This window comes from Mesorhizobium sp. M7A.F.Ca.CA.002.04.1.1 (assembly GCF_004022805.1).
Classification (GTDB): Bacteria; Pseudomonadota; Alphaproteobacteria; order Rhizobiales; family Rhizobiaceae; genus Mesorhizobium; species Mesorhizobium ciceri.
Map to the genome: position 1 here is coordinate 1 of NZ_RZPL01000154.1, position 9392 is coordinate 9392.

A 9392-nucleotide genomic window follows, 5' to 3' on the forward strand; every position below is an offset into this window, starting at 1 on the left:
GCGGCGGATGGTTTCGTAGGTCTCGACCTGCTCGCCTTTGCGGATGCGCTCCAATATGCGCGGCTCTTCGTCCAAATGGTCGTCCGGTATCAGCATAGTTACCGACCTTCCGATTGCTTCGTCGGCGGTGTAACCGAACAGACGTTGGGCGGCTGAGTTCCAGCTCCTGATGACTCCGTTCAAATCCTTGCTGACGATGGCATCGAAGGAAGACTCCACGATGGCTGACAGATGATGCCTGGCCTCGTCGGCATGATGGCGGTCAGTGAGATCGAACAGCATATTGACGGCGCCGACCAGTCTGCCCTGCTCGTCATGAAGCGGTGTGGGATAGGGAAGGAACGGCACACGCGTGCCGTCCGGGCGTTGGGAGATAGCCGACTGGTTTCTGACCGGCCGGTTCTCCTTTAGCGCGACAGCCATCGGGCATTGGTCATGCGGCAACACTTCACCGTCGGTCGTGAACAGCTTGTGCGTCACACACCATTGGTCTTTTCCGAGCTCGGGTTCGCGCCCAGCGAAATCTGCCGCGGCCCGATTGAAATAGGTGATCTTGCCTTCGGTGTCGGTGGTGTAGATTGCTACGGGAAGATTATCGAGGATTTGGTGGGGCAGATCAAAGGTCGAGCTCGAGGTTTTCGTCACTTGCGCCACGTATAGGAGTTCCAGTTAACCGCAGTGAACGCGGTGCCGCGGAAATGGTTCCGCGACCATTTCCGGGGATAGTCACCGCAGGCGGCGGCGAGTCAAAGCCGGGTGGAAGCTGCTCACCGACTTACTCCTTGCCCCGGTAGCGCAGCGCGTCGACCAGCAGCGAGAAGGCCGGCGTGGCTTGCCGGCGGCTGGGGTAATAGAGATGGTAGCCGGGGAAGGGCCCGCACCAGTCGGCGAGCACACGCACCAGCCGGCCGTTGGCCAGATGGGCCGTCACCTGCTCCTCAGGCAGATAGGCAAGGCCGAGGCCGGCGAGCACCGCGTTCATGCGCAGAGCGGCCGTGTTGAACACAAGCTGGCCTTCGACCCGAACCTTCAGCTCGCGTCCGGCCTTCTCGAACTCCCAGGCATAGAGCCCGCCATAGGTGGGCAGCCGCAGATTGATGCAATTGTGGGTGGTCAGGTTCTGCGGCGTGCGCGGCTTTGGTCGGGTAGCGAAATAGGCTGGCGAGCCGACCACCGCCATGCGCATGTCGGGGCCGATGCGCACCGCGATCATGTCGCGCGCCACCTGTTCGCCCAGCCGCACGCCGGCGTCGAAGCGCTCGGCGACGATGTCGGTCAGTCCATAGTCGACGATGATCTCGACCTTGATGTCGGGATAGTCGGGCAGCAGCGGGGCGATCGCCGGCCACAGGACCGCATCGGCGGCGTGCTCACCGGCGGTGATGCGGATGGCGCCGGCGGGTTTTTCCCGCAATGCGCTCAAGGCAATGAGCTCGGTCTCGATCTCGTCCAGCCGCGGCCCGACGGTGCGAAGCAGCCGCTCCCCGGCTTCGGTGGGCGACACGCTGCGCGTGGTGCGGGTCAGGAGCCGTACACCCAGCCGCTCCTCCAGCGCCCGCACCGTGTGGCTGAGCGCCGATTGGGAAACCCCGAGCTTGGCCGCCGCCCTGGTGAAGCTTTCCTCGCGCGCCACAGCGAGGAAGGCGGTTAGCTCGTTCAGGTTGTCACGTGGCATTCATGAGCCCCCTTCATAAGATCATGCTGGATATAGCACCTAATCGGCACCAATCGCAGACCCTAGATAGGCGTTATCACACCGGGCACCTCCGGCCGTCTCTAAAGCCGGGCGGTCGTGTCATGGCTGTTGCCAGGAAGGGACAAAACCATGGACATCACGCGAAACGGCTCTCAGGCCTCGGCCAAGGGATCGGCCGACTATTTCACCGGTGCGGTGCGCATCGACGCGCCGTTCAAGGGCAGCGAGCCCGCCCGGGTCGGCGGCGCCACCGTGACTTTCGAGCCCGGCGCGCGCACCGCCTGGCACACGCATCCGCTCGGCCAGACGCTGATCGTCCTCTCGGGCGCCGGCCTGGCGCAGCGCGAGGGCGGCCCGATCGAATCGATCCAGCCCGGCGACATCGTCTGGTTCGCGCCCGGAGAGAAGCATTGGCATGGCGCCGCGCCGACCACGGCGATGAGCCACATCGCTATCGCCGAAGCGCTCGACGGCAAGGTCGTCGACTGGTTGGAGCATGTCAGCGACGAACAATACGGGATTTGACCAGGTATCGGCGCGTGGCGCCGAGTTCAACGCCCGAACTCTACGAAGGAGACCAACATGACCGATGTTCCAAGGCTGAAAAGCCCATTCTCCGATATCGCTCCCGCGCTTGGCAGATACAGCCCTGGATCGTTCCGATCCCCGGCACCACCAAGCTCAATCGCCTCGAAGAGAACATCGGATCGGTCACTGTCGCGCTGACGGCGAACTGCCGACATCGAGAACGCGGTCTCGGCGATCGCCGTACAGGGAGCGCGCTATTCTCCGCAACAGGAAGCAAGGATCGATCGCTAGAGCCAGGCGCAGGCTGAGGGCACTCGACGACCGGGTAGCCATTCCGGCCGACGGCGCAGGAGTTGAGGGGATCGTGCGCGGATCGGGTGGCAGCGTTTCAGTTTGAAATTTGGCCTTCTGCGAACTCGCGTCTTGCGGCCGTGAAAACCTCGCGGGCAGCATCCGCATTCATGACGGCGATTGCCAGCCCAATGACGATATCGGGCCAGGCCGAATTCCACACGAATGCGGTGACCAGGGCAGCGGCAATGATTGCCACATTGGCCAGGACGTCGTTGCGCGCCGACAGGAAGGCGGCGCGGGTGAGGCTGCCGCTGTGATGGCGATAGCGAGCGAGCATGAGCGCGCACGACAGGTTGACGAGCATCGCGCCAGCCGCCGTGAGCGTTAGCGGAACGAGAGCTGGCGGAATTGGAATGTTGAATTTCTCCCAGGCTGTCCAAAGGGTCGCCAATGCGGGGATCAGAAGTATCCCGGCCAGCGCCATTCCGAGCCGCGCTCGATTGCGGACGGTCCAGCCCAACGCGACCATGATCAGGAGATTGACGGATGCGTCCTCCAGAAAATCGATGCTGTCCGCGAACAGCGATACCGATCCGATCCAAACGGCTACGGCAAATTCGATCCCGAAATAGGCCAGGTTCAGGATGGCCACCATCCGCACCGCTTTGTTCAGCGTCCCGGTCATAGTTTGCCCATCGATTAGCTGCCGTTGGCACAAAGCATATAGCGATTCTATGCCCTGCGGGCGCGAGGACCAGAACCTTGTCGCCGATGCGAGACACTGTCGATCGAGCGGTCGCCTTGACATCGCCGCGCTTCCTGTTCCAACTTGGCGCCATGTTCGTTTTCGCGCCCGCCAACACCAAGCGACGTCGCCCCTGCACAGTGCGGAGCGGCAAGCTGATTGCGCGACGACAAAGACCGGCAGGATAGACCCGGTTCTTTCGTTTCCAGCCCCGCCCGCGAAACCGCCGGCGGGATTTTTCATGTCTGGAGCAGTTTGATGACCAACAATTCTTCCATCCGGCTTCGGCCGGCCGCGCCCGCTGACGCCGCCGCGATCCGGGATATCGTGCGCGCCGCCTATGCCAAATGGGTAGCGGTGATCGGCCGCGAGCCTCTGCCGATGCGCGCCGACTACGAGAAGGCTGTTGCCGAGCATCCGTTCGATCTCGCCGTCGAGGATGATCGGATCGTGGGAATGATTGAAACCATGCTGGCCGAGGATCATCTGTGGATCGAGAATGTCTGTGTCGCACCGGATGCGCAGGGCAGGGGGATTGGCCGGCTGTTGCTGGAGTGGGCCGAGCGCAAGGCGATCGAGTCGGGCCGCGACGAGCTTCGCCTGCTGACCAATGGCGCGTTCGAGGCGAACGTATCGCTCTACAAGAGGCAGGGCTACATAGTGGATCGGGACGAGCCGTTCATGGGCGGCATGACGGTCTATATGAGCAAGAGGCTAGCGGGATCACCGGCGATCTGAGGAAGGATTTCGATAATGGCTGCCAAGGTCAAGCTTAAGCAACTCCCGGGGTCTTACGCGGTTTCCCGGCTGGCGGCGGGCGAAACCATTCCCGGTTGGGCGGACGGACCAGGCTTCGTCAGCATCACAAGGACCGACGACGAGCTTTCGATCGTTTGCCTGCAGGACCGCGTGCCGCATGCCGTCAAGCAGGATATCGACTGGGTGGCCTTCAAGCTCCTGGGCCCGTTCGCCTTCGACGAAACCGGTATCGTGCTGTCGGTCATCAGGCCGTTGTCGGAAAACGGGTTGGGCATCTTCGTGGTGTCCACTTTCGATGGCGACCATCTCCTGGTGAAAGCCACGGATCAGGCCGCGGCGAGGCGGTTTCTGGTCGAGGCCGGGCATACCTTGCTGTAGTCCATCCTCACCAAGCCGGTTGCTGCCCAACCGCTCTGGCTCAATCACTGCCGCACTGGCTCAACCACTTCGGGGGTTGTGTTTGACAGCGGCGTTTGTGCATCGTTATCTCCAGCCAGATATGACGGCCCGGCGCGACCATGCGGCCAAGGAGAAAACCATGTCACACAATCTGCAGTTCTACATCGATGGCGCGTGGGTCGATCCTGTTGTGCCCAACCCATTGGACGTCATCGATCCCTCGAATGAGGACGCTTTTGCGCAGATTTCGCTCGGCTCCAAGGCCGATGTCGACAAGGCGGTGGCTGCCGCCAAGCGCGCCTTCAACGGCTTTGGTTTCACCGAAGTTAGCGAGCGGCTCGACCTGTTGAATCGCATCATCGCGGTCTACAAGAAGCGCAGTGGCGATCTTGCGGTTGCCGTGTCGCGCGAGATGGGCGCGCCGCGCCAGATGGCGTTGGACAGCCAGGTCGGCATTGGGCTGGCGCATCTGACCAAAATGGCCGAGACGCTGAAGGCTTTCGAATTCCGCCACGTGAAGGGCAATCATCTCGTGGTCAAGGAGCCGATCGGTGTCGTCGGGCTGATCACGCCGTGGAACTGGCCGCTCAACCAGATCACCTGCAAGGTGGGTCCGGCGCTCGCCGCCGGCTGCACCATGGTGCTCAAGCCATCCGAGATCGCGCCGCTCGACGCCATCATCTTCGCCGAGATCCTCGACGAGGCCGGCGTGCCGAAGGGCGTCTTCAACCTCGTCAATGGCGACGGACCGGGCGTCGGCCAGGCGTTGTCCAGCCATCCTGACATCGACATGATGTCGTTCACCGGTTCGACCCGCGCCGGCATCCTGGTGGCCAAGGCCGCTGCCGACACGGTCAAGCGCGTGCATCAGGAGCTTGGTGGCAAGTCGGCCAACATTCTGTTCCCCGACGTCGACCTCGCAAGCGCGGTCAGCAAGGGCGTGGCCGGTTGCTTCAGCAACAGCGGCCAGTCCTGCAACGCGCCAACGCGCATGTTCGTGCCGCGCGAGCGCCATGACGAGGCGGCCGGCTATGCCAAGGTTGCGGCGGAAAAATTCACCGTCGGTCCGGCCGACGCTGCCGGCACCAAGCTCGGCCCGGTCGTCAGCCAAGTTCAGTTCGACAAGATCCAGGACCTGATCCAGGCCGGCATCGACGAGGGTGCGACGTTGGTCGCCGGCGGCCCCGGCCGTCCGGCCGAACTCAACCGCGGCTACTATGTCAGGCCGACGGTGTTCGCCGACGTTACCCACGACATGCGCATCGCGCGCGAGGAGATCTTTGGGCCGGTACTGGCGATCATGCCCTATGACAGCGTCGACGAGGTGGTCGAGACCGCCAACGACACCGTCTATGGCCTCGCCTCCTACATCCAGGCCAAGGACATGAAGAAGGCGCGCGAAGTCGCGGCGCGCATGCGCACCGGCAATGTCTACATCAACTATCCCCAGTGGGACGCCGGCCTGCCGTTCGGCGGCTACAAGCAGTCGGGCAATGGCCGCGAATATGCCGAATACGGACTTGAGGATTTCCTCGAGATCAAGGGCATCGCGGGATATGAAGCGGCTGAGTAGGCACCGTACAGTGTGATGCAATAAAGGGCGCGGCCTGCGGTGTGGGCCGCGCCTTTTCATTTTGCAGCCAAGCCTTGCCATCTCCGCATTCTTGCCAATTGGCAAATACATGCTATATATCTGCCAATCAGCAAGGTGAACGCAATGCAGCTTCAATCCATCGTCACCACGCCGGCCACGTTCGGAGCCGCTATCTCGGATGAAGAAGCGGGCGCGCTGGCGCGCACAACGGTCAATCTGTTCAAGGCCTGGAACCTCACCGACCTGGAGGCCTGCATCCTGCTCGGCGGTATGTCGGCGCGCACCTGGGCACGCTGGAAGACTGGGGCGAAGGAAGGTGGCATCGGCAGGATCGACCGCGACCTGCGCACCCGCATGGCGCATCTGATGGGCATCCACAAGGGCCTGCGCTACCTCTTCACGGAACCGGCGCGCGGCTATGCCTGGATCCGCAAGCCCAATGCCACCTTTGGCGGCCAGTCGGCGCTCGACCTGATGCTGCGCGGCGAAATCTCCGATCTCTCGGCGATGCGCGAATGGCTCGATGCGGAGCGTGGTGCATGGTGAGTGGGCTTGCGGTCCGTCGCCGCGTCGACTGGCACCAGACCTTCCGCATCATCCGTTCCATCCACCCACCGATCGACCTGTTCGAAGACATTGCCGACCCGCGCGACTGGGAGGCGCTTGCCGCCGTCGAGGCGAAGACAAACCCACGCATAAGGTTCGAGATCGGCGATCTCGGCAAGGTTTCGGCCGCAAGGCGGATTTCCGGCCCCGGCGCCAGTTTCGTGATGGCGCCCTTCGTGCATTGCTCGACGCTCAGACCAGGCCGCTTCTCGGATGGCAGCTACGGGATTTATTATGCGGGTGACAGCGAGGAGGTGGCGCTGGCCGAGACCATTCACCACCATCAGAAATTCATGCGCGCCACCAACGAAGGGCCGGGCTGGACGGCGGATTTCCGCGTGCTGATCGGCAACGTCGACCGCGACCTCGATGACGTCAACGCCGTGCCCGGCGTGCTCGACCCGGACGACTATTCCGCCTCGCAGGCGGAAGGGCGGGCGCTGCGGGCAGCAGGCAGCGACGGGCTGGTGTGGAACAGCGTGCGCATGCCGGGCGGCGGCTGCATCGGCATCTTCTGGCCCGATGTCATTGCCATTCCAGTGCAGGGCCGCCACTACAGCTACCACTGGGATGGTGCCCGGGTGGACTTCGTGCGCCAGCACGATACGGGAAAGGTGCTTGCCGTCACATCATAGCGGCGGACATCCTTTACAGATCGCGGGGGAGTCGATATTCACGAATCCATAAATCCAAGGATTCGGATATATGAATAGGAAGGGCACTTTGAACGCGCTGGCCGCACTTGGCCAGGAGACGCGGCTGGATGTCTTCCGGCTGCTCGTGCGTGCCGGCCCGGAAGGCATTCCAGCCGGCGAGATCGCAACGAGGCTGGACACGGTCCAGAACACCATGTCGGCGCATCTGAAGGTGCTCGCCCATGCCGGGCTGATCCGTCCCGAACGCGACGGAAGGACCGTGCGCTATGTCGCCGACATGACCGGCTTGCGCGACCTGCTGGCCTATCTGATGGAAGATTGCTGCAATGGCGCGCCGGAGCTCTGCCGCCCGGTCATCAATGCCGTGACCTGTGACTGCTGAGGGGCTTGTGACTGTCCGCCGCGCGCCGTTCGAACAAGGAAGCCATCATGACCGATCATGCTCTGAACACAGCTGAGGCGGTGCGGCCCGGCATCGGCTTCGTCGAGAAATATCTGACGGTGTGGGTGGCACTGTGCATCGTCGCGGGCATCGCGCTTGGCCATCTGCTGCCGGGCGTGTTCGGCGCCATCGCGTTGGCCGAGATCGCCAGGGTCAACATTCCTGTCGCCGTGCTGATCTGGCTGATGATCGTGCCGATGCTCTTGCGCGTCGATTTCGCCTCGCTGGCCAAGGTCGGCACCTATTGGCGCGGCATCGGCGTGACGCTGTTCATCAACTGGGCGGTGAAGCCGTTCTCGATGGCGCTGCTGGGCTGGCTCTTCATCGGCTGGTTGTTCCGGCCGTGGCTGCCCGCCGTGCAGATCGATTCCTACATTGCCGGGCTGATCATCCTTGCCGCGGCGCCGTGCACGGCGATGGTTTTCGTCTGGTCGAACCTGACGCGCGGCGAGCCGAATTTCACGCTGTCGCAGGTAGCGCTCAACGACGCTATCATGATCGTTGCTTTCGCGCCAATCGTCGGCCTGCTGCTCGGCCTGTCGGCGATCACCGTGCCATGGGGCACGCTGATGCTGTCGGTCGCACTCTACATCGTCGCGCCGGTGATCGTCGCGCAGTTGGTTCGTGGCCGGCTGCTGGCAGCGAGGGGACAGGCCGGGCTTGAGGCCCTGCTTGCCACGCTGCAGCCCCTGTCGCTGGTTGCCTTGCTGGCGACGTTGGTGCTGCTGTTCGGCTTTCAGGGCGAGCAGATCATCGCGCAGCCATTGGTGATCGTGCTGCTGGCGGTGCCGATCCTGATCCAGGTCTATTTCAATTCCGGTCTTGCCTATCTGCTCAACCGCCTCAGCGGCGAACGACACTGCGTGGCTGGACCATCGGCGCTGATCGGCGCGTCGAACTTCTTCGAGCTGGCGGTGGCCGCCGCGATCGCGCTGTTCGGGCTGAATTCTGGCGCGGCCCTTGCCACTGTGGTCGGGGTGCTCATCGAGGTTCCGGTCATGCTGTCGGTGGTGTGGATCGTGAACCGCAGCAAGGGCTGGTACGAGATGGGCGGCGCCGTCCGGAATACCATGTCGGCTGAGAGGACCTCGAAATGACCATCACCATCTACCACAATCCCGATTGCGGCACGTCGCGCAACACGTTGGCCATGATCCGCCAGTCGGGCGAGGAGCCGGAGGTGATCGAATATCTGAAGACGCCGCCATCGCGCGAAAGGTTGGTCGACCTGATCGCGGCGATGGGCATTACACCGCGCGCCCTGCTGCGCGAGAAGGGCACACCCTATGCCGAACTCGGCCTTGCCGACCCGAAATGGTCCGACCAGCAGATCCTCGATTTCATGCTGGCACATCCGATCCTGATCAACCGGCCGATCGTCGTCAGTCCGCTCGGCGTCGTGCTGGCGCGGCCGTCGGAAAAGGTGCTGGACATTCTGCCCAATCCGGACATCGGCACGTTCACCAAGGAGGATGGCGAGGTGGTCATTTACGCCTCGGGCAAGCGCCCCGGTTGACGCTATTTCCATAATTTTCGAAATTGGGTTGACGGCGCGAAAAGTGCTGCGTAGCTTATTTCCATGAGACTCGAAAAAGCAGCCGCGCAGCTTGAAGCGCTCGGCAATCCGACGCGGCTTCAGCTCTATCGCATCCTGGTGCGGGCCGGTGATGACG

General features: G+C 62.9%; 12 protein-coding genes and 1 pseudogene. 10 read left to right on the forward strand and 3 right to left on the reverse strand.

What is annotated here, in order from left to right; translation table 11 throughout:
• Positions 1-654, reverse strand: a 654-nt coding sequence (locus ENZ75_RS10870; RefSeq protein ID WP_128278098.1) for a PAS domain S-box protein, incomplete at its 3' end; no start/stop codon positions are given.
• A 121-nt stretch (positions 655-775) separates the two neighbouring features.
• Positions 776-1675: a LysR family transcriptional regulator gene (locus tag ENZ75_RS10875; protein WP_063168663.1), complete on the reverse strand. Its 900-nt coding sequence runs from the start codon at positions 1673-1675 to the stop codon at positions 776-778.
• A gap of 150 nt (positions 1676-1825) precedes the next feature.
• On the opposite strand from ENZ75_RS10875, the gene ENZ75_RS10880 reads away from it, so the two are divergent.
• Positions 1826-2221: a cupin domain-containing protein gene (locus ENZ75_RS10880; protein ID WP_027160872.1), complete on the forward strand. Its 396-nt coding sequence runs from the start codon at positions 1826-1828 to the stop codon at positions 2219-2221.
• Between the two features lie 391 nt (positions 2222-2612).
• Here ENZ75_RS10880 and ENZ75_RS10890 read toward each other — a convergent pair whose 3' ends face one another.
• The gene (locus ENZ75_RS10890; protein ID WP_063168662.1) at positions 2613-3203 is read right to left on the reverse strand and encodes a cation diffusion facilitator family transporter; all 591 of its coding nucleotides are present in this window, start codon (positions 3201-3203) and stop codon (positions 2613-2615) included.
• Positions 3204-3521: 318 nt separating this feature from the next.
• Between ENZ75_RS10890 and ENZ75_RS10895 the strand changes: the two genes are divergently transcribed.
• The 9 genes and pseudogenes from ENZ75_RS10895 to ENZ75_RS35070 all read left to right on the forward strand — a co-directional run.
• Positions 3522-4001: a GNAT family N-acetyltransferase gene (locus tag ENZ75_RS10895; protein WP_024501788.1), complete on the forward strand. Its 480-nt coding sequence runs from the start codon at positions 3522-3524 to the stop codon at positions 3999-4001.
• Positions 4002-4016: 15 nt separating this feature from the next.
• Positions 4017-4400, forward strand: coding sequence for an ACT domain-containing protein (locus ENZ75_RS10900; protein ID WP_063168661.1), 384 nt, complete (start codon positions 4017-4019; stop codon positions 4398-4400).
• Positions 4401-4560: 160 nt separating this feature from the next.
• Positions 4561-5994, forward strand: a complete 1434-nt coding sequence (locus ENZ75_RS10905; RefSeq protein ID WP_063170298.1) for an aldehyde dehydrogenase family protein — start codon at positions 4561-4563, stop codon at positions 5992-5994.
• A gap of 144 nt (positions 5995-6138) precedes the next feature.
• Positions 6139-6561, forward strand: coding sequence for an MbcA/ParS/Xre antitoxin family protein (locus ENZ75_RS10910; protein WP_013530547.1), 423 nt, complete (start codon positions 6139-6141; stop codon positions 6559-6561).
• On the forward strand, positions 6555-7256 hold the full coding sequence (locus tag ENZ75_RS10915) for an RES family NAD+ phosphorylase (RefSeq protein WP_063168660.1): 702 nt from the start codon (positions 6555-6557) through the stop codon (positions 7254-7256). The genes ENZ75_RS10910 and ENZ75_RS10915 overlap by 7 nt, the downstream gene beginning before the upstream one ends.
• Before the next feature lie 70 nt (positions 7257-7326).
• The gene (locus tag ENZ75_RS10920) at positions 7327-7659 is read left to right on the forward strand and encodes a metalloregulator ArsR/SmtB family transcription factor (RefSeq protein ID WP_013530549.1); all 333 of its coding nucleotides are present in this window, start codon (positions 7327-7329) and stop codon (positions 7657-7659) included.
• 92 nt (positions 7660-7751) lie between these two features.
• Complete coding sequence (gene arsB / locus ENZ75_RS10925) at positions 7752-8816, forward strand: ACR3 family arsenite efflux transporter (protein WP_164747183.1); 1065 nt, start codon at positions 7752-7754, stop codon at positions 8814-8816.
• Positions 8813-9235, forward strand: a complete 423-nt coding sequence (gene arsC / locus ENZ75_RS10930; RefSeq protein ID WP_063168658.1) for an arsenate reductase (glutaredoxin) — start codon at positions 8813-8815, stop codon at positions 9233-9235. Before arsB ends, arsC begins: the two co-directional genes overlap by 4 nt.
• Before the next feature lie 63 nt (positions 9236-9298).
• A pseudogene (locus ENZ75_RS35070) lies at positions 9299-9392 on the forward strand (transcriptional regulator); the annotation flags it as partial.

Coding starts and splice junctions, on each gene's coding strand:
- ENZ75_RS10920 (WP_013530549.1), top strand. CDS start 7,327: ATGAATAGGAAGGGCACTTTGAACGCGCTGGCCGCACTTGGCCAGGAG.
- ENZ75_RS10915 (WP_063168660.1), top strand. CDS start 6,555: ATGGTGAGTGGGCTTGCGGTCCGTCGCCGCGTCGACTGGCACCAGACC.
- ENZ75_RS10875 (WP_063168663.1), bottom strand. CDS start 1,675: ATGCCACGTGACAACCTGAACGAGCTAACCGCCTTCCTCGCTGTGGCG.
- arsC (WP_063168658.1), top strand. CDS start 8,813: ATGACCATCACCATCTACCACAATCCCGATTGCGGCACGTCGCGCAAC.
- ENZ75_RS10905 (WP_063170298.1), top strand. CDS start 4,561: ATGTCACACAATCTGCAGTTCTACATCGATGGCGCGTGGGTCGATCCT.
- ENZ75_RS10895 (WP_024501788.1), top strand. CDS start 3,522: ATGACCAACAATTCTTCCATCCGGCTTCGGCCGGCCGCGCCCGCTGAC.
- ENZ75_RS10910 (WP_013530547.1), top strand. CDS start 6,139: ATGCAGCTTCAATCCATCGTCACCACGCCGGCCACGTTCGGAGCCGCT.
- ENZ75_RS10890 (WP_063168662.1), bottom strand. CDS start 3,203: ATGACCGGGACGCTGAACAAAGCGGTGCGGATGGTGGCCATCCTGAAC.
- ENZ75_RS10900 (WP_063168661.1), top strand. CDS start 4,017: ATGGCTGCCAAGGTCAAGCTTAAGCAACTCCCGGGGTCTTACGCGGTT.
- ENZ75_RS10880 (WP_027160872.1), top strand. CDS start 1,826: ATGGACATCACGCGAAACGGCTCTCAGGCCTCGGCCAAGGGATCGGCC.